Source organism: Nocardia sp. NBC_01499 (assembly GCF_045040275.1).
Taxonomy (GTDB): domain Bacteria; phylum Actinomycetota; class Actinomycetes; order Mycobacteriales; family Mycobacteriaceae; genus Nocardia.
The window spans coordinates 10191632-10209482 of record NZ_CP109426.1; the positions used below are offsets into that span (position 1 = coordinate 10191632).

A 17851-nucleotide genomic window follows, 5' to 3' on the forward strand; every position below is an offset into this window, starting at 1 on the left:
AACCAGCAGTACCCAGGAGAACCGCACATGCGCAGAACGACACTCCGCACACTCGCCGCCCTCACCGCATGCGCGACCGCAGCGCTGTTCGTCTCGGCCTGTACCGGCCAGAACTCCAGCGGCGGCGACGACGGTTCCGCCGCAGGTAAGGACGTCACCATCACCTTCTGGCACGGCTGGAGCCAGGACAGCGAGGTCAAGGCGATCGACGACAATATCGCCGCGTTCGAGCAGCTGCACCCGAACATCCACGTCAAGCCGGTCGCCAACATCGCCGACGACAAGCTCGAGCAGGCGCTGCGCGGCGGCGGCCGGGACGCGCCGGATGTGGTCTCCTCCTTCACCACCAACAACGTCGGCAAGTTCTGCGCCGCGAACGTCTGGGCCGACCTCGCGCCCTTCCTGAACAAGGACGGCATCGACCCCGCAAAGACCTTCCCGCCGGCGATGCTCGAGTACAGCCAGTTCGAGGGAAAGCAGTGCGCGCTGCCGTTACTCGGCGACGCCTACGGCCTGTACTACAACAAGACCGCCTTCGCGGCGGCGGGAATAACCTCTCCGCCAAAGACATTCAGCGAGTTCGAGGCCGCGGCAGGCAAGCTGACCATCGCCGAGGGCGACAGCTATAAGCAGCTCGGCTTCATGCCGAACTACCACGGCTACGAGACCACCCCCGTGTACTACCTCGGCCAGTACGGCGCCAAATACTTTACCGCGGACGGTAAGTCGAACGTTGCCACCGATCCCAAGGTCGCCGCGATGTACGCCTGGCAGAAGAATCTGATCGCCGAACTCGGCGGCTTCGACAAGCTGGAGAAATACCGCACCACTTTCGGCGACGAGTTCAGCGCGAAGAATCCCTTCCAGACCGGCCAGGTGGCCATGTCCTTCGACGGTGAGTGGCGCACCGCCTCGCTCGCCGAGGATCCGGTGAGCTTCGACTGGGCCACCGCGCCCTTCCCGGTGCCGGACGACCAAGCCGACACCTACGGCCGTGGCTACCAGACCGGCACCATCATCGGTGTCGCGCGGTCCAGTCAAAAGCAGACCGCCGCTTGGGAATTGGTGAAGTACCTGACCACCAACACCGACGCCGTGGTGAGCTTCGCCAACGCCATCCACAACGTGCCGAGCACCAACGAGGCCTTGAATTCGCCGAAGCTGACCGTCGATCCGAACTTCAAGACCTTCATCGACATCGCGAAGAACCCGAACTCCTCCACCGCACCGTCGAGCATCAACGGTGGCGCGTACCAGCTTTCGCTGCGCAACTTCGGCTACGACTTCGAGGCAGGCAAGGCCGACCTCACGGCGGGCCTGGCCGCGACCGCGAAGGAAATCGACGAGGCGATCGACCAGGCGAAGTGATGTAACGATGGCACTGTCGAGCATGACCGCCCCGGCGGCACTCAAGCGCAAGCGCCGCCGCGGGGCGTTACGCACCCTGGCCTTCCTCGCGCCGTGGCTGATCGGGTTCGGGTTCTTCTTCGCCTACCCGTTGCTGTCCACCCTCTACTTCTCCTTCATGAAGTACGACGGGTTCGACGCGCCGACCTTCACCGGCTTGAAGAACTGGGACTACGTGCTCGACAAGTACCCGTTCTTCTGGCAGGGGTTGGGCAACACCCTGTGGCTCGTGCTGGTGATGGTGTCGCTGCGGGTGGTGTTCGGTCTCGGCATCGGGCTGCTGGTCACCAAGATCAAGACCGGGCTCGGCTTCTTCCGCACGGTGTTCTATCTGCCGTTCCTCGCCCCGCCGGTCGCGGCGACGATCGCCTTCGCCTTCCTGCTGAACCCTGGCACCGGGCCGGTCGATCACCTGCTCGGCAATCTCGGTCTGCCGCAACCGGGTTGGTTCACCGATCCGAACTGGTCCAAGCCCGCGCTGACCATGCTCGCGCTGTGGGGCATCGGCGATCTGATGGTCATCTTCACCGCCGCACTGCTCGACGTGTCGCGGGAGCAGTACGAGGCGGCCGAGTTGGACGGCGCCGGCTCCTGGCAGCGGTTCCGGTACGTCACGCTGCCGAACATCACGCCCATCGTGTTGTTCGCCGTGGTGACCGGCGTGATCCAGACGATGCAGTACTACACCCAGGCGATCGTCGCCGGGAAGGTCGCCAGCGGTAAGGCGGGCAGTTCCGGCGAGGCGTTCGAGCCGGGCTACCCGCACGGTTCCACCTGGACGCTGCCGCAGATGGTCTACAACCTCGGCTTCCAGCGCTTCGATATCGGTTCCGCATGCGTGATCGCCGTGATCCTGTTCGCCATCTCGATGGCGTTCACCGCGCTGCTGCTGCGCCGCAAATCCGGCTTCCTGCAGGAGGACTGAGCGATGACCATGACCACCGTCCGACCGGTGCCGGTCACCGTGCCGACCGTCGAAGCCAAGGGCGCGCGCCGGAAGAACGCGCTGGATTGGATTGCCGTGCACGCGCTGGCGATCGCGGCGGCGCTGCTGTTCCTGATGCCGTTCGTGTTCGTCTTCTTCACCTCGGTGATGTCGGACCGGCAGGCGCTCACCTCCGACCTGTGGCCCACCGAGTGGCACTGGGGTAACTACGTAAAGGTGTGGGATACACCGGGATTCCTCACCTGGTGGCGCAACACGCTGGTGTACGCGGTGGCCGGTACCGCGCTGACGCTGCTGTCCAGCATCCCGGTTGCGTACGCGCTGGCCAAGTTTCGCTTCCGCGGCCGCAATCTCGCACTGATGGCCGTGGTTTCGATGATGATGCTGCCGCCACAGGTGACCGTCATTCCGATGTATCTGATCTGGGCCAAGCAGTTTCACCTCACCGGGTCGCTGTGGCCGCTGATCATCCCGCTCGCCTTCGGTGACGCCTTCTCCATCTTCCTGCTGCGGCAGTTCCTGCTGACCATCCCCAACGACTACCTCGAGGCGGCCCGCATCGACGGCTGCGGCGAACTGCGCATCCTGCTGCGGATCGTGCTTCCGATGGCCAAACCCGCCATCGCCGCGGTCGCGCTGTTCCAGTTCTTCTATTGCTGGAACGACTATTTCGGCCCGCAGATCTATGCCAGCGAGAACCCGGGGGCGTGGACGTTGAGCTATGGCCTCGAGTCGTTCAAGAGCGCCCACCACACCAACTGGAATTTCACCATGGCCGCCACCCTGCTGGTGATGGCGCCGGTGATCATCCTGTTCTTCTTCGCACAGAAAGCCTTCATCGAAGGCGTGACACTGACAGGGGTCAAGGGCTGATGAGCGCACTCAAAATAGCCATAGTCGGTGGTGGTTCGACCTATACGCCGGAGTTGATCGACGGCTTCGCCCGCCTGCGCGACACCCTCCCGATCGGTGAGGTCGTCCTCATCGATCCCGCCGAGGACCGGCTCGAATTGATCGCGGGGTTGGCCCGCCGGATCTTCGACAGACAGGGACACACCGCGCGGGTCGGCACGGCGACCTCGGTCGCGGACGGGGTCGAAGACGCCGATGCCGTGCTGCTCCAATTGCGGGTCGGCGGGCAGGCCGCGCGCAACGAGGACGAGACCTGGCCGCTCGAATGTGGTTGTGTCGGACAGGAAACGACCGGCGCCGGGGGACTGGCGAAGGCGCTGCGCACGGTCCCGGTGGTGCTCGACATCGCCGAGCAGGTGCATCGGGCGAACCCGCGGGCCTGGATCATCGACTTCACCAACCCGGTCGGCATCGTCACCCGCGCGTTGCAGACCGCGGGTCACAAGGCCGTCGGCCTGTGCAATGTCGCGATCGGATTTCAGCGAAAGTTCGCCGCGCACTTGGGCGTTGATCCGGAACTGATCCAGCTCGACCATGTCGGGCTCAATCACCTCACCTGGGAGCGCGGGGTCACCGTGCTCGATCATCCCGGCGCCTGCACCGGGCACGAGGCGTTACCCAAGCTCCTCGCCGACTTCGGCCAGGAGATCGCGGACGATGTGCGGCTGCCGCTTTCGCTGATCCAGCGGCTCGGTGTCGTGCCGTCGTATTACCTGCGCTACTTCTATCAGCACGATGTCGTCGTCGAGGAGCTCGGAACCAAGGGCTCACGAGCGGCCGAGGTCGCGGCTATCGAGCAGCAGCTGCTGCGGATGTACGCCGACCCTGCCCTGGATACCAAGCCCGAACTACTCGGAAAGCGCGGCGGCGCTTTCTATTCCGAGGCCGCGGTGCAGCTGCTCGCCGCACTGCTCGGCACCGGCGGCGGCAACGTCCAGGTGGTCAACGCCCGCAACAATGGCATCCTGCCGTTCCTGCCCGACGACGCGGTGATCGAGGTGCCTGCGGAAGTGGACGCCGAAGGGGTGCGTCCGCTGCCGCAGCGGCCGATCGAGCCGCTGTACGCGGGCCTGATCGCGCACGTCACCGCCTATGAACAGCTCGCATTGCAGGCCGCCCTCGTCGGTAGTCGCGACCGGATCTTCGATGCACTACTAGCACACCCGTTGGTCGGCCAGAACGAACTGGCCGACCAACTGACCGACCGGCTGATCGCGCACAACCGCGCATACCTGAGCTGGGTGTGATCATGCCGACAAACACCGTGCACTGTTGGCGGGGGAAGCGTCTGATGAAACTCCCACAGAATGAACAGGTTCCGGGCGTGCTCGCCATCGATGCGGGCAACAGCAAGACCGATGTGACCCTGGTCGGCCGCGACGGATCCATCCTCGGCTCGGCGCGAGGCGGCGGCTACGAACCCCACCGGACCGGGGCGCGCCAGGCGATCGAGGGGCTCACCCCACTGGTCGAGTCGGTGGCCAGGCAAGCGGGGCTCACTCGCGGCGGAATTCTCACCACCCGGGTCAGCGCGTGTATGGCCAATGTCGATCTGCCCATCGAGGAACAGCGGATCCATGCCGCGATGGCGGCGCGACCGTGGGGGCTGACCGTTGGCGTCGTCAACGACACCTTCGGACTGCTCCGGGCGGGCACCGACGGACCGCGCGGTGTCGCGGTGGTCTGCGGCGCGGGAATCAACTGCGTCGGCCTGCTGCCCGACGGCCGCACCGCCCGCTTCCCTGCTCTCGGCGTTTTGACCGGCGACTGGGGCGGTGGTGGTGGCATGGCGGCCGAGGCCATGTGGCACGCCGCCCGCGCCGAGGACGGCCGAGGCGAGCCGACCGCGCTGTCCGCCGCCATCGGTGCGTACTTCGGACTGTCCGGAGCCAACGCGGTGGCCGAGGCGATCCACCTCGGCCAGTTGGCAGAGCAGCGACTACACGAGCTGGTCCGGGTCCTGTTCACCACCGCCGAGGCGGGCGACCCGACTGCCCTGCGTCTGATCGATCGTCAGGCCGACGAGATCACCCGGCTCGCCTTCGTGGTCTTGCGCAAGCTGGACCTCCTCGACACGCCGACCCCGGTGATCCTCGGCGGCGGTGTGCTCGCGGCCCGCCAGCCCCTCCTGATCGATAACGTGAAGTCCCGCCTCGCTACCGCGGCACCGCTCGCCGAGCCCCGAATCGTCGTCGCCCCACCGGTTCTCGGCGCCGCCCTGCTCGGCCTCGACCACTTGGACGCCACCCCCGCCGCCCACCAACGCCTCCGCGCCGCCTATCCAACCCTGCCCGCCAACGACGGCCGTCCCGAGTTCCCGAGCGAAATGGGCCAGCCCGCTTGACCATTGGGCGATCCGCAGCCTGTGGCGAAGCAGCCCGACAGCAACACGTGGCCGACGATCAGCAGTCCACCGGCGTGTCCACTGCTCGGTGCTGACCGCCGATCACTCTGTGGGGTGATCACCACAACGTTGTCTAGCTCCGCAGCTGGATCTCCGGTGAGGAGCTGCCTCATACGTTGCTTCACATGAACGGATTTCATCCTCATGCTCGATCGGCAGTCGAGCCGACCAGGGGTAGCTTGCGGGCGATACTGATCGCCGTTGTCTGCGCGCTGCTCGCCGCGACCGGAGTTCTGCTCGCCGCTGGCGCGAATGCCGAACCCGCACAACAGGATTTGCGCACGCAGGACGTCGAGTTCCAGAGTAACGGGCTGACACTGCACGGCACGGTGTACCTCCCTTCGAACGCCGGGAACGATGGGCTACGGCGGCCAGGCATCGTGCTGGTGCACGGTTCCGGGCCCGGGCCGCGCGCCAAATACGTTCCCGAGGCGGAGGCGTTCGCCAGAGCCGGCATCGTCACCCTGGTCTATGACAAGCGGACGGACGGGTATTCGGTAATCGAGCGGGACTACGCGCAACTGGCCGATGACGCGCTCGCCGGGGTGCAGACCTTGCGGGCCCGTCCCGACGTCGACCCGGCGAAAGTCGGGCTGTGGGGGTTGAGCGAGGGTGGCTGGGTGGTGCCCATGGCCGCGGCAAAGTCGCCCGAGGTGGCATTCATCGTGACAATCGGCGGTTCCGGGCAGCCGCCGCTGCGCCAGCAGACCTGGAGCCTCGACAATATGCTTCGGCGCCACGGTGTTTCGGGATCCCTGTTGGACGCGGTCGCGCCAGGGGGCGAATTCCTTTCCGGCCTCGGGCTTTATCCGGAAGCCGATCATGATTCGGCAACGGTGCTGCGGCAGGTCCACCAGCCCGTCCTCGCGCTGTGGGGTGAACACGATACACAGGTACCGCCCGCCGAAAGCGCGCAGATCTTCCAACAGGCGCTGGCCGGAAATCCGCACACCACAATCCGTTTCGTGCCTGGCGCTGGGCACAACGGTCACCGCACCTCGGACGGCTTCGACCGGGTCGGCGGCCTGGTGGTCGACGGCCATCCGCTCGGCGCCATGGTCCCCGGATACGCCGATGTGATCACCGCATGGATCGATCAGGTGGTCGCGGGCAATCCACCGCTATCGAGCCTCGTCGGGCCGGTACCCCATCAGGAGGCGTTGAGCCGCGCTCCCAGCGGCGGTGCCTGGTACGAGACCGCGCCGGTCGGAAACGCCGCAGTAGCACTGCTGCTACTCGGATTCCTCAGCTACCCGCTCACCACGCGACTTCGGCGCGCCGATCACGTTGTCTCGCAGACCCGTTCGGTTCGTCGCTGGGCGCGCTGGCTCACCATCTTCGGCCTGGGCGCGGTCATCGGCGCTATCGCCTATCTGGTCTGGATCCTCGGCTTCGCCGGCCCGACCGAATCCGCCTTCCTCGGCGGCCAGCCACTTACCTGGCTGGTCCTGCATATTCTCAGCCTGCTGGTCATCCTCACCGCCCTCGCCACTGCATTCACCTGGTGGCGCGCCCGCACCGTGGTGACCGGCGTACTGCGAGTGCGACTCACCCTACTTCTCGTCGCCGCAGCGGTTTTCCTCCCGTGGGCGCTGTATTGGCGACTGTTCCTGCCGTAGCGAATGACCCCAACCCACACCGGAATTGCCGATCGCACCGGTTACGGGCCAGGATCCCTTGCCCGCCAATTGAATACCGCGCCGCCTCGCCAGATCGGGGAATTCGGCAATCGCTGACCGTGGTCAGGGCTTCCAGGTGATGCGGCCACCTTGGAAGTCCTGGGCCTTGCCGTTCTGGTAGTCGTACTCGTCGCCGGTGGGGTAGCCGTAGATGCCGTCGGCACCGGCGCGGGCTTCCCAGCTGGTGCGGATGGCGCCCCAGACGGCGTGCGCGCCGGTTTTCTGGGACCAGTAGATCGCGCCGCCGTCGAAGAGGTTGTAGCGACCGCTGTTCTTGGCGGGGGCCTCGTCGGTGATCGGGAAGCCGAGGGGGCTGTTCTCCGCGCCGAGGGCGTACCACTTGTCGCGGATGACGCCGCTGACCTGATGCGCCGCGGTGCCGACCGACCAGTAGATCGAGCCGCCCTGGAAGTGGGTGAAGTTGCCGGGTTTCGCGGGGGTGGACTCTACGCGGGTCACCGGGTAGCGCAGGCCACCGCTCTCCGCGCCGAGCCCGCGCCACTTGTCCAAGATCGGTCCGCCGACCTCGTGTGCGCCGGTGTCGGGGTGCCAGTAGATCGCGGCGTTGCGGTCGAAGGTCTGGAACTTGCCGCCATTGGCGGCATCGGACTCGGGGGAGGTCGGGTCGCCGAGGACGCCGCCACCGCCTGCCGCGTCGTATTCGGCCTCGATCGCGCCGCCGACATCGAACGGTCCGATCGGTCGCGCGCCCGCGGTGCCCGCGGTGAGCAGCACCGCCAGCGCGGCCAGCGTTGATCCGGTCAGGTGGGTACGACGAAGGCGGGCCAAGAGAACTCCTCGGTCAGGCGATATTCGGTGACGAGACAGGACGGAGCGTTGGTAGGCGATGATGGCATGAAGGCTCAACCATCGCGCAGGCGGCCCGGTCCGGCGATCGGACGAATGGGTGCTGACCAGGGTCAGGGCTTCCAGGTGATGCGGCCACCTTGGAAGTCCTGGGCTTTGCCGTTCTGGTAGTCGTATTCGTCGCTGGTCGGGTAGCCGTAGCCGCCGTTGACGCCCGCTCTGGCTTCCCAGGTGGTGCGGATGGCGCCCCAGACGACGTGTGCGCCGGTGCCGGAGGACCAGTAGATGGCACCGTCATCGAACAGGTTGTAGCGGCCGTTGTTCTTGGCGGCGGCCTCGTCGGTGATCGGGAACCCGAGGGCGCCGTTCTCCCAGCCGTAGGAACCCCACTTGTCGCGGATCGCGCCGCCGATCTCGTGCGCGGCGGTGCCGACGGACCAGTAGATCGAGCCACCCTGGAAATGGTTGTAGCGGCCCGGCTTCGACGGTGTCGACTCTTCCCTCGTCACGGGGTAGCCGAGCAGTCCGTTCTCGAAGCCGAAGTTGCCCCACTTGTCGCGGATAGCACCACCGATCTGGTGTGCTCCGGTCGCGGGATGCCAGTAGATGGAGGCGTTGCGCTCGAACGCCTGGTACTTGCCGCCCCGGCCCGCGTCGGATTCCGGGTTGACCGGGTCACCGAAGACGCCGCCGCCACCGGCCTGGTCGTATTCGACCTCGATCGCCCCGCCGACGTCGAACGGGCCGATCGGCCGTCCGGCCGCGGTGCCCGCGGTCAACAGGACCGCCATCGCGGCGGTGGTCATCGTCAGTGCGACGCGGGTGCGGCGTAGGCGTGCCAAGAGAAACTCCCTATGCAGGTGGTCGTATACGAGACAGGGCGGAGCCCTACCAGGGTGCGGCCATGTGCCGATCGGCAGCGAGGTCAGCGGGGGCCAGAGTGAGCAAACTCGCAGCGGCGATGTCGTGCATTGATCCTTCCCTTCGACGTGCGAGAGCCGCTGTCGTGGCATCCGACACCCGGCCTATCGGTCGCACCGCCGCCACCGTTAGCCCGAGCGGGCGTGAACGGTGCCGGGGCTAAGCTCGGATCCATGGTCGAGACGACGAGAATCGTGCTTGCTTCCCGCCCGGAGGGCGCACCCACCCCGGCGAACTTCCGCACCGAAACCGCGGAGCTGCCGCCGCTGGAGGAAGGACAGGTGCTGTTGCGAACGCTGTATCTGTCCCTTGATCCGTATATGCGCGGTCGGATGAGTGCCGCGAAGTCGTATGCGAAGCCGGTCGAGATCGGTGACGTGATGGTCGGCGGCACCGTCGCCGAGGTGGTCGAGTCCCGCGCGGCCGACTTCGCGAAAGGCGATGTGGTGCAGGGGTATTCGGGGTGGCAGACGCACGACGTCGCCGCCGCCACGCACCTGCGCAAGCTCGATACCGACAAGGTGCCGGTGTCGACAGCGCTCGGTGTCCTCGGCATGCCCGGTTTCACCGCGTACTCCGGTCTGCTGAAGATCGGCCAGCCGCGCGCGGGCGAGACCGTCGTTGTCGCCGCCGCCACCGGCCCGGTCGGCTCCGCGGTCGGGCAGATCGCCAAGATCAAGGGCGCCCGCGCGGTCGGCATCGCGGGCGGACCGAAGAAGGTCGCGGCCCTGCGCGACGAACTCGGCTTCGACGTCGCCCTCGACCACCGCGCCCCCGACTTCGCCGAGCAGCTGAAGGCCGCGGTGCCCGACGGCATCGACGTCTACTTCGAAAACGTCGCCGGTCCCGTCGCCGAAGCGGTGTACCCGCTGCTCAACACCTACGCCCGCGTCCCCGTCTGCGGCCTCATCGCCAACTACAACGCGGCAGGCCAGCCCGAAGGCCCCGACCAGCTCCCCGCCTTCTACAGCCGCATCCTGGTCAAGAGCCTCACCATCCGCGGCTTCATCCAATCCGAGTTCGTCAACGAGATGTTCCCGGACTTCCTGCGCGATATGACCGAATGGATCGCCGACGGCAAAGTCCGCTACCTCGAAGACATCACCGACGGCCTAGACAACGCCCCCGAAGCTTTCATCGGCCTGCTCGAGGGCAAGAACTTCGGCAAGGTCGTCGTGAAAGTCGCTGACTAGCAACTGAATTGACCCGCCGTCACTCACCCGGCGGCGGGTACAGCGGCATCCGAACGCCGCCGCCCCAGCTCAGCACCGTCAGATGCTGCACGAGCTCGGCCCGTGACATCGTCGCGGTGCGTTGCCACCATGCCGCTGCGGCGGCGGTGGAGCCGATCATGGCGCGCGACCAGGGCGCCGCGGCATCCGTCGGCGCGCCGAGCTCGCGCAGGTTCTTCGTGAGCACCTGCTCGGTCGCGTCGGCCAGCTCTTCGAAGATGCCATGTTCGTCGTCCCCGCCCATCAACGCGTGGCCGCTGAGCGCACGGTAGAGCTGGGGCTCGTCCTCGATCCACGCGCACAGGTTGTCGATGAACGCGCTGACCCGCTCGCGCGGATCGTCCGCGCCGCGAGTCCGTTCGGCCAGCGTGGTCATAATGCGCGCGACGTGTCGCTTGCTGAGCGCGGCGAGCATGGCGTTCCGGCTCGGGAAGAGGGCGTAGACGGCCGAGCGGCCGAATCCGGCGTGGCGCGCGACCTCGACCAGACTCGCCTGCGGACCGTGCTCGCGGATGGCGCTTTCCGCGGCATCGAGCAGTTCCTCGTAACGCACGGCGGGATCGACCCTGGAGCCGGTCGGTCTGCCTCGACCGCGTCGCTGTTGTACCACCGCACAATCGTAGGAGGTTGCGGCGGCGGTCAATCCGGGCGGCGCAGCACCCGGCTGGTGAAGGTGCCGTGGTAGCGCAGCGGCACATGGAACGGCAGCCACGCCTGCACGAGCGGCCCGGCATCGATGTGGGCGGCGTCGAAGACCATCAGCCTGCTGCGATGTGCCGCTTCGTCATACCCGACGGTGAGGACCCAGCCGTCGTCCTCCGCCGCCTTCGGGCCTCGCGGCACGAAAGTAGGTTCGACCATGACATGCCCAGGCGGACAGTACTTCTGCACAGCGCCGGTGCGGTTGTCGATCCGTGCGATCCCGGAACCCTCGGTGGCGGTGGCGTACAGCGCGACGACGTAGGAGTACGTGTGCTCGGTGGTCGCGCGGCGCTGATCGAATTGCGGGAAATAGCAGACGATATCGGCAAGCGGTTCCCGAATCATGCGGCCGGACAGGCTGATTCGATATCGAGCCAGCTGCACCGAGTCGGCCCGCTGCGCGGCGGCGAGGTCGTCGTAGATCGTGCCGAGACCGGATCGGACGTCGGCGGTCCAGCGTTGCATGCCCGGAATGGTCTCGGGCGAATAGCGACTCATATCGACTACGACATCGGTGCCGTCGTCGTAGGCGTTGGCGTAGTGCCACGAGAAGAACGGTTCGGCCTCGATCACCCTGACCCGCCCGCCGTCGCGCGGTGCGAGCAGCAGGTAGGTCGGCGCACCGTCTTTGACGGCCATGGATTTCCAATACGACTTGGCGCCGAGAATCGCCAGCGGGTCCATCCGGAACGGCGAGACGGTGAAGATCGCGTAGCGGCGGTCAGCGCCATGTCGTGGATCAACGGGACGCGGGTAAGGCCGGGTAGCGGCACGGAGCGCAGGTAACGCGTTCGACCGTTGCGGTCGGTTTCGTAGAGCCGCAATCGAAGTCGCGGGATCGTTTCCCCGACCAGCTCACGCAGCCGCCGGGCGCGTTCGCCGCGATCGGGCGTGTCGAACACCCATTTCGGATCGACGCGGGGATAGCAGGGGTCGAAACCGAAGTTCACCTTGCTGCCGGTGGCCGGATCGACGCAGTGGTGCGCCGAGTACGCGCCCATCGGCCCGCGCAGGACCCCGCCGAGATCGCACACCCCGAGCGTTTCCAGGGTGTCCGGGTCCAGTTCGTGTGGTCGTCCGACCTCGTGCAGCGAGAGGAGCGCGTCGCCGGTCACCATGACGCTGGTATTGGCGGTGCTCATGGGCCGCCGGAACGCGTTCGCGAGGACGCCGCCGTCGCGCTGCCGGGTCACGCCGCGGTGCACCAGCTTTCCTGCCTTGGTCGCTGCCCGGTAGTGCTCGGTCCGGACGAAGCGATTGCGGAATCGCACGCCCGATCCGTCGAGCGAGAACGCGGTGACCATCCCGTCGGCGTCGAAAAGACTGTCGACGAGCGATGTTCCGACGTTCCAGCGACCGGCGCCGTTGTGGTAGAGCGTGCCGACGAGGTCGGGCGGCAGGGTGCCGGTGATCTCGGTGATCTCGACGTCCTGCTCGCCGGGGACGCTCTCCCAAAAGCGTGACGGCGCACCATGATCAGGAAGCGCCGGTGCGGCGACGGACACACTGTCTTCAGCCATAAAAGACAGTGTGTCCTTTATTGGCGATGCCGTCAACGAACCGAGTCACCGCCGTAACCCGTTGCGGGAGAGCTGAAATGTTGCCGCAATCAGCTCCCCGTCACGGTTTGCGGCCGATTCCTGCCCAGTACCAGGCGGATTCAGGGTCGGCGGGTTCTTCGCCGGGGGTGGGGTGCCAGGTGACCACGGGGACGACGCCGGGGGCGATGAGGTCGGTGCCCGCGAAGAGGGCTTCGGTTTCGGCGTGGCTGCGGGGGTGGAAGGTGATGCCGGCCTGTTCGGCGGCGCCTGCTACGCGCGACATCGCTTGCTCGTCGAAATCGGCGGTGGGATGGGTGATCACGAGATAGCTGCCGGAGGGCACCACATCCAGGAGATTCTTGATGATGCCGTGCGGGTTGTCCTCGTCGCGGAAGTACATCATGATCGCGACGAGCATGATGGCGACCGGCTGGGTGAGGTCGAGGGTGGCGCCGAGCGAGTCGTCGCGCAGGATGCCCGCCGGGTCGTGCAGGTCGGCGTGGATGAACGCCGTCCTGCCCTCCGCCCTGCTCGACATCAGGGCGCGCGCGTGCGCGAGCACGATCGGATCGTTGTCGACATAGACCACGCGGGCCGCCGGATTGAGCCGCTGGGCAACTTCGTGGGTATTGCCCGCCGTCGGGATACCGGTGCCGATGTCGAGGAACTGGTCGATGCCCGCTTCTCTGGTCAGATAGTCGACCGCGCGGCCGAGGAACGCGCGATTGGCCCGCGCCATTGTCTTGATCGCGGGGATATGCGTGGCGATGGCATCGGCGAGGGCTCGATCGGCCGGATAATTGTCCCTTCCACCTAGCCAGTAATCGTAGACGCGGGCCTCGTGCGCGACGCTCGTATCGATCCTGGTCGGTAATCCAGCGGTGGTTTGTGAACGACTGTCCGGCATGGTGATTCCCTTCTGTGGCGGTCGCGGGAGAGTCGGGCCCGGTCACCGCCGAGTCGCCTGCGGTTGGCGACTGCTACTGCAAATCTTGCTGGCTCAGGATATTCCAGCGAACGCTCGGCATGCGGCGATTCGGCCGGATAGGGGAGTGTTTTCGGGGATCGGTCCGGTTTCGGCGAACTTTTCCGTTCGCGCTGCCGTGTCGCCTTCGACGGACAAACAGACCGAGTGGTCGCTCGGTCGGACGGTGGGTCGTTTGTCCGGTGTGTCGCGGGGCATACGTGATCTTGATGGGGTTGAATTGCCCAGGTCACGAGTTTTTCCGGCGACGAGCGGAAAGCAGGAGACGACATGGCACGAGCCCGCAGCGATAGATAGCGCCGTCGTGCCGTAGGTGTCGTCGAATTCTTCGGCGGCGCGATTTCTTCGATATCCGAGTCATTAGCGACTACACCGCGATTGCTCGTGTCCGGACCCACCTCAGCCTGCGAAAAGGAGCACGAACGTGAGCATGATTCTCGCCGCGCTACACGACACCGTTCTTGCGGAGGTCGGTAATCCGACACCGGAGGCGCCTCCACTGGCGGACAAATTGCTGCAAATGGGCCGCTACTTCACCTGGCTTGTCCAGCTGTCCGGTATCACCGCCATCACCTACGGCGGCGGTCGGTTCGCGTGGGAGAAGTGGAACGGCGGCGGTTTGCAGTCGCCGAAGATGATCGCCAGCGCGATGGCGGGTGGCGCGGTGGCCACCAGCGCGGGCACGATCATGAACTCCGTGATCGGCTGATCCGGCACGACCTGTTGTTACCGGCTCGGCGGGGTCGATCTCGTTGAGCCGGGTTCGGTTGTGTCGCCGCCTGGTTGACTTGGGCACCGGAACAACCTTTGGTCGCTTATTCAAAGTTGTTGTGCAACAAGCCATTTCCATTTTACTGTGATGCAAGTCACATTGTGTGAACCCGACTGTCTCAGATACATTGTGTGCGATGAATCGCACGCGATCTATTTTGGAAGCGGCGAGTAAGACCGCCGTCAAGCACCGAATGTCCGTCGCCGACCGCATTGTCGACCTGATCGCCGAACGCAGTGACCACGTTTTCGGAGTCGGCGGCGCGAATATCGAAGACATCTACGACGCGCTGCACCGCAGCACCGCACCGATTCACGGGATCGTCGCCAAGCACGAGTTCGGTGCCGCGACAATGGCCGACGGTTATGCGCGCACCACCAACCGGCTCGGCGTCGTCGCCGCTACTTCCGGTGGCGGCGCTCTGAATCTTATTGCCGCACTGGGGGAGTCGTTCGACTCGCGAGTTCCGGTGCTAGCTCTGGTCGGGCAGCCGCCGCTCGCACTCGAAGGGCGCGGAGCATTTCAGGACACCAGTGGTGGTGCCGGTCGGATCGATGCGGAGCAGCTGTTCGGCTCGGTGGCGCGATTCTGTGTAAAGCTCACCAGGGCCGAGGATGTCACCGCGGCGGTCGGTCAGGCGATCGACGCCGCGATGGCGGGCGGACCCGCAGTGTTGTTGCTGCCCAAGGATATTCAAACCGCGCCGGACCCAGGCACTTTCGTGCGAGACGGACTGAGCTTGGCTCACGATGAGCCGCAACCATGCGACGCGGCGCTCGCGCTCGTCGGTTCCGCTGCGGGCAAAGGCCTTACGGTGATCATCGCCGGTCCCGAGGTGGCCCGCGCCGATGCCAGACACGAACTCGTCGTCATGGCGTCCGCGCTGCGAGCCGTGGTGGCCGTGACACCCGATGCCAAGGATGCGTTCCCGAACAGTCACCCGCTGTTCGCGGGCATCGCGGGCAGCATGGGTCATCCTCGGGTGGCCGAGCTCATTGAAACTGCCGCACTGTGCGTGCTGGTCGGTACGCCGATGCCGGTGATGGCCCGCGCGGGAATCGAAGCGGCCCTTGCGAAGTGCCCGCGAGTGTTGCATGTCGGCACCGACCCGGCGTTCGTCCGGACCGATGCCTGGCTACCAGGGCCGCTGCGCCTGAGGCTGCTGGAGGTGGCGTCGGCCGCATCGACCACATTCTCCGGATATGAACCGCTGCGGCCGGTCCGCCCACCCGCGCTGCGCGTTCCGCCCGCGACCGGACCGGGCGTGCGCTACCTCGACGCGATCGAGGCGCTGAACGACCGGCTCGCACCGGGCACGGATGTGGTTGTCGACGCGGGCAATACCGGCGCGGCGGCCGTGCACCACATGCCGGTGCCACCCGACAGCCGCTTCGTCATCGCCCTCGGCATGGGTGGCATGGGGTACGCGTTCGGTGCCGGCATCGGCAGCGCGCTCGGCCGCCGCCGCAGGACCTTCGTCATCGCCGGCGATGGCGCGTACTTCATGCACGGCCACGAAGTGCACACGGCCGTCGAACATCACGTGCCGGTGACCTTCGTGATCTTCAACAACAACGCGCACGCGATGTGCGTGACCCGCGAACAGCTCTACTACTCCGGCGATTACACCTACAACAGGTTCGGACCCGCGCGCATCGGTGCCGCGGTCGCCGCGATGTTCCCGCACATTCCGGCCTACTCCACTGACACGCGCGCGGAATTCGAAGCCGCGCTCGACCAGACCCGCGACGCGACAGGACCCGTATTCATCGAAATCCTTTGTGACCCAGACGAAATGCCACCGTTCGCACCGTTCTTGAAGGAGCTCTCCGCATGACCGACATCGCGCCGACCACGATCAAGGCCGAGCCCATCGAGGCGCCCGACATCGATGTCCCCGGTGTGTACCGGATCGAGAACATCAGCGTCAAAGAAGGCATGCCGATCGTCCTCGACATGACCCGCGCCGTGTATCCGCACGACGAGGTCTACGGACAGTTCTGCACCGTCAACGAGTACGTTGAGGCACCGCCGGACGAGGTGTTCGAGTACCTCGCCGATACCCGCAGTCTGTGCGAATGGACTTACAGCATGCGCGGTTTCGAGCGCACCGCAGAGCCGGACCTCTGGGTGTCCGATGACCGCATCGGCGAGCACACGCGCATCTACACCCGCACCGTCGCGAATGCCGCCGCCCGCACCGTCGACTACCACTGCGCTTGGGATCAGCCCGACCACCTCTGGATGGTCTACCTGATGCGGGTCCTCGACGCGCAGGTGGTATTGAACAAGCCGGGATCGGTCGTCGTGTGGACCAATTGTCACCACCCGTTCTACGACGAGAACGGTTACCCGGACACCGCACCGGCGGATCGCCCGGTCTGGGTCGGCGACTTCTGGAACCTCTTCTACGCGGGTCATCTGCTGGAACTGCGCAATCTGAAGGCGATATGCGAACACCGCAACGCCAAGGGTGAGCCGATCAAGCCGGAGTGGATGAACTGATGGGCACGACCGACACCATCAGCCTCGCCGACGTTTCCAGCTACCTACCCAAAAACCGCGTCACCGCGGACTATTTCACCCGCTACGCGGATCCCGAGGACAACATCTCCAACGCGATGTTCAAGTCGCCGCCGTTCCGCCACCACATCGCCCCCGGCGAAACTCCCGCCGATATGGCCGAACAGGCCATTGCACCGATGCTCGAACGCCGCGGCAGCGAATTCCTCAGTGAGATCGATATTCTCATCGTGCATACACAGCTGCCCGAGATCGGCATTGTCGGCAGCGGGGGAGAGGTCGCCGCGCGGCTCGGCATCAGTCCGGAATGGTTGATCGACCTGCACAACGGTGGCTGCGCCGCCTTCGTCTACGGCATGAAGATCGCCAAGCAGATCATGCTGAGCAGCACCGCCCGCTCCGCGTTGATCGTGACCGTGCAGAATGTCGCGGGACAGGTCTTCACTCAGGAGCAGGTGCGGGGCAAGCCGCAGGCCGCTATTCCCGGCGACGGCGCGGGCATCGGCCTGCTCGTGAAATCCGGTGACTCACCGATTCTCGATATCGAGACACGCCACCTCCCCGAATTCGCCGGACAAATGACGGTCGTCGCCGATCCGCCGCGCAAGTACTGGGAAGCGGGCGCGGGCCAGATGCACGTCGGCTTCACTGAATCCAAGATCGCGAAAGTCCTTGCCCGCGGCAACCGCATCGTCCCCGAGGCAGCGCAGGCCGTCTGCGCCCGCATCGGCGTGCGCTCGGACGAACTGGACAATCTGCTCGTCGCGGGCTAGCTCGCCTAGAATTTCGCTCGCGGACCGATGTCGATTGCATCAAGAAACCCAGTGGCTGCAGGGATTGTGTCTCCTGCCTACCGGTGTCTGCCGATGTCGGCAACCGGTAGCTGCTTCGGGAAGTGGTTCCCGCGGATATGCTCTTTGGTCAAGAGCAAGCCGCATTCGCCGGGGCAGAGGTGGGAGTAGATGAGATGAACGCCGCACAACCACCACTATCGTTGACTCCGCGGTCCTCGTTCGAGCC

15 protein-coding genes and 1 pseudogene are annotated in these 17851 nt (G+C 65.9%); 11 read left to right on the plus strand and 5 right to left on the minus strand.

Translation table 11 applies throughout. The features are described 5' to 3' along the window. Positions 1–27: 27 nt before the first annotated feature. From OG203_RS45820 to OG203_RS45845, 6 genes are all read left to right on the plus strand, one after another. Positions 28–1368, plus strand: coding sequence for an ABC transporter substrate-binding protein (locus OG203_RS45820; RefSeq protein ID WP_405163469.1), 1341 nt, complete (start codon positions 28–30; stop codon positions 1366–1368). Between the two features lie 7 nt (positions 1369–1375). Next, on the plus strand, positions 1376–2332 hold the full coding sequence (locus OG203_RS45825; RefSeq protein WP_405163470.1) for a carbohydrate ABC transporter permease: 957 nt from the start codon (positions 1376–1378) through the stop codon (positions 2330–2332). Positions 2333–2335: 3 nt separating this feature from the next. Then, complete coding sequence (locus OG203_RS45830; protein ID WP_405163471.1) at positions 2336–3226, plus strand: carbohydrate ABC transporter permease; 891 nt, start codon at positions 2336–2338, stop codon at positions 3224–3226. After that, entirely contained in the window at positions 3226–4512 is a 1287-nt protein-coding gene (locus OG203_RS45835; protein ID WP_405163472.1) for a 6-phospho-beta-glucosidase, read from the plus strand. The genes OG203_RS45830 and OG203_RS45835 overlap by 1 nt, the downstream gene beginning before the upstream one ends. Positions 4513–4556: 44 nt before the next feature. After that, positions 4557–5609, plus strand: a complete 1053-nt coding sequence (locus tag OG203_RS45840; protein WP_405163473.1) for an N-acetylglucosamine kinase — start codon at positions 4557–4559, stop codon at positions 5607–5609. A gap of 239 nt (positions 5610–5848) precedes the next feature. Next, positions 5849–7288 carry an alpha/beta hydrolase family protein gene (locus tag OG203_RS45845; protein ID WP_405163474.1) on the plus strand — a complete coding sequence of 480 codons (1440 nt, stop codon included), beginning with the start codon at positions 5849–5851 and terminating at the stop codon, positions 7286–7288. A 123-nt stretch (positions 7289–7411) separates the two neighbouring features. Here the strand turns inward: OG203_RS45845 and OG203_RS45850 are convergent, their stop codons facing one another. Together OG203_RS45850 and OG203_RS45855 are read right to left on the minus strand one after the other, a co-directional pair. Next, a complete protein-coding gene (locus OG203_RS45850) occupies positions 7412–8137 on the minus strand; it encodes an LGFP repeat-containing protein (protein ID WP_405163475.1) in 726 nt (241 codons plus the stop codon). 131 nt (positions 8138–8268) lie between these two features. Beyond that, positions 8269–8997: an LGFP repeat-containing protein gene (locus OG203_RS45855; RefSeq protein ID WP_405163476.1), complete on the minus strand. Its 729-nt coding sequence runs from the start codon at positions 8995–8997 to the stop codon at positions 8269–8271. Between the two features lie 252 nt (positions 8998–9249). On the opposite strand from OG203_RS45855, the gene OG203_RS45860 reads away from it, so the two are divergent. Then, complete coding sequence (locus tag OG203_RS45860) at positions 9250–10269, plus strand: NADP-dependent oxidoreductase (RefSeq protein ID WP_405163477.1); 1020 nt, start codon at positions 9250–9252, stop codon at positions 10267–10269. Between the two features lie 19 nt (positions 10270–10288). Here the strand turns inward: OG203_RS45860 and OG203_RS45865 are convergent, their stop codons facing one another. The 3 genes and pseudogenes from OG203_RS45865 to OG203_RS45875 all read right to left on the minus strand — a co-directional run bounded on the left by OG203_RS45865 (position 10289) and on the right by OG203_RS45875 (position 13458). Then, on the minus strand, positions 10289–10918 hold the full coding sequence (locus OG203_RS45865; RefSeq protein ID WP_405163478.1) for a TetR/AcrR family transcriptional regulator: 630 nt from the start codon (positions 10916–10918) through the stop codon (positions 10289–10291). Positions 10919–10947: 29 nt separating this feature from the next. Further along, positions 10948–12530, minus strand: a pseudogene (locus OG203_RS45870) (carotenoid oxygenase family protein). A 100-nt stretch (positions 12531–12630) separates the two neighbouring features. Next, positions 12631–13458 (minus strand): SAM-dependent methyltransferase, encoded by an 828-nt coding sequence (locus OG203_RS45875; protein ID WP_405163479.1) that lies wholly within the window; start codon positions 13456–13458, stop codon positions 12631–12633. A gap of 508 nt (positions 13459–13966) precedes the next feature. Here OG203_RS45875 and OG203_RS45880 point away from each other — a divergent pair. The 4 genes from OG203_RS45880 (at position 13967) to OG203_RS45895 (ending at position 17604) form a co-directional block, all read left to right on the plus strand. Further along, the gene (locus OG203_RS45880; RefSeq protein ID WP_364736101.1) at positions 13967–14245 is read left to right on the plus strand and encodes a hypothetical protein; all 279 of its coding nucleotides are present in this window, start codon (positions 13967–13969) and stop codon (positions 14243–14245) included. A 199-nt stretch (positions 14246–14444) separates the two neighbouring features. Beyond that, complete coding sequence (locus OG203_RS45885) at positions 14445–16145, plus strand: thiamine pyrophosphate-binding protein (RefSeq protein WP_405163480.1); 1701 nt, start codon at positions 14445–14447, stop codon at positions 16143–16145. Further along, positions 16142–16813, plus strand: coding sequence for an SRPBCC family protein (locus tag OG203_RS45890; protein WP_405163481.1), 672 nt, complete (start codon positions 16142–16144; stop codon positions 16811–16813). Before OG203_RS45885 ends, OG203_RS45890 begins: the two co-directional genes overlap by 4 nt. After that, positions 16813–17604 carry a 3-oxoacyl-ACP synthase gene (locus OG203_RS45895; protein WP_405163482.1) on the plus strand — a complete coding sequence of 264 codons (792 nt, stop codon included), beginning with the start codon at positions 16813–16815 and terminating at the stop codon, positions 17602–17604. Before OG203_RS45890 ends, OG203_RS45895 begins: the two co-directional genes overlap by 1 nt. The last annotated feature ends 247 nt before the right edge of the window (positions 17605–17851 follow it).

Excerpts from the sequence above, each read along its gene's own strand:
- OG203_RS45820 (WP_405163469.1), top strand. The coding sequence starts at position 28 with ATGCGCAGAACGACACTCCGCACACTCGCCGCCCTCACCGCATGCGCG.
- OG203_RS45825 (WP_405163470.1), top strand. The coding sequence starts at position 1,376 with ATGGCACTGTCGAGCATGACCGCCCCGGCGGCACTCAAGCGCAAGCGC.
- OG203_RS45830 (WP_405163471.1), top strand. The coding sequence starts at position 2,336 with ATGACCATGACCACCGTCCGACCGGTGCCGGTCACCGTGCCGACCGTC.
- OG203_RS45835 (WP_405163472.1), top strand. The coding sequence starts at position 3,226 with ATGAGCGCACTCAAAATAGCCATAGTCGGTGGTGGTTCGACCTATACG.
- OG203_RS45840 (WP_405163473.1), top strand. The coding sequence starts at position 4,557 with ATGAAACTCCCACAGAATGAACAGGTTCCGGGCGTGCTCGCCATCGAT.
- OG203_RS45860 (WP_405163477.1), top strand. The coding sequence starts at position 9,250 with ATGGTCGAGACGACGAGAATCGTGCTTGCTTCCCGCCCGGAGGGCGCA.
- OG203_RS45875 (WP_405163479.1), bottom strand. The coding sequence starts at position 13,458 with ATGCCGGACAGTCGTTCACAAACCACCGCTGGATTACCGACCAGGATC.
- OG203_RS45880 (WP_364736101.1), top strand. The coding sequence starts at position 13,967 with ATGATTCTCGCCGCGCTACACGACACCGTTCTTGCGGAGGTCGGTAAT.
- OG203_RS45885 (WP_405163480.1), top strand. The coding sequence starts at position 14,445 with ATGAATCGCACGCGATCTATTTTGGAAGCGGCGAGTAAGACCGCCGTC.
- OG203_RS45890 (WP_405163481.1), top strand. The coding sequence starts at position 16,142 with ATGACCGACATCGCGCCGACCACGATCAAGGCCGAGCCCATCGAGGCG.
- OG203_RS45895 (WP_405163482.1), top strand. The coding sequence starts at position 16,813 with ATGGGCACGACCGACACCATCAGCCTCGCCGACGTTTCCAGCTACCTA.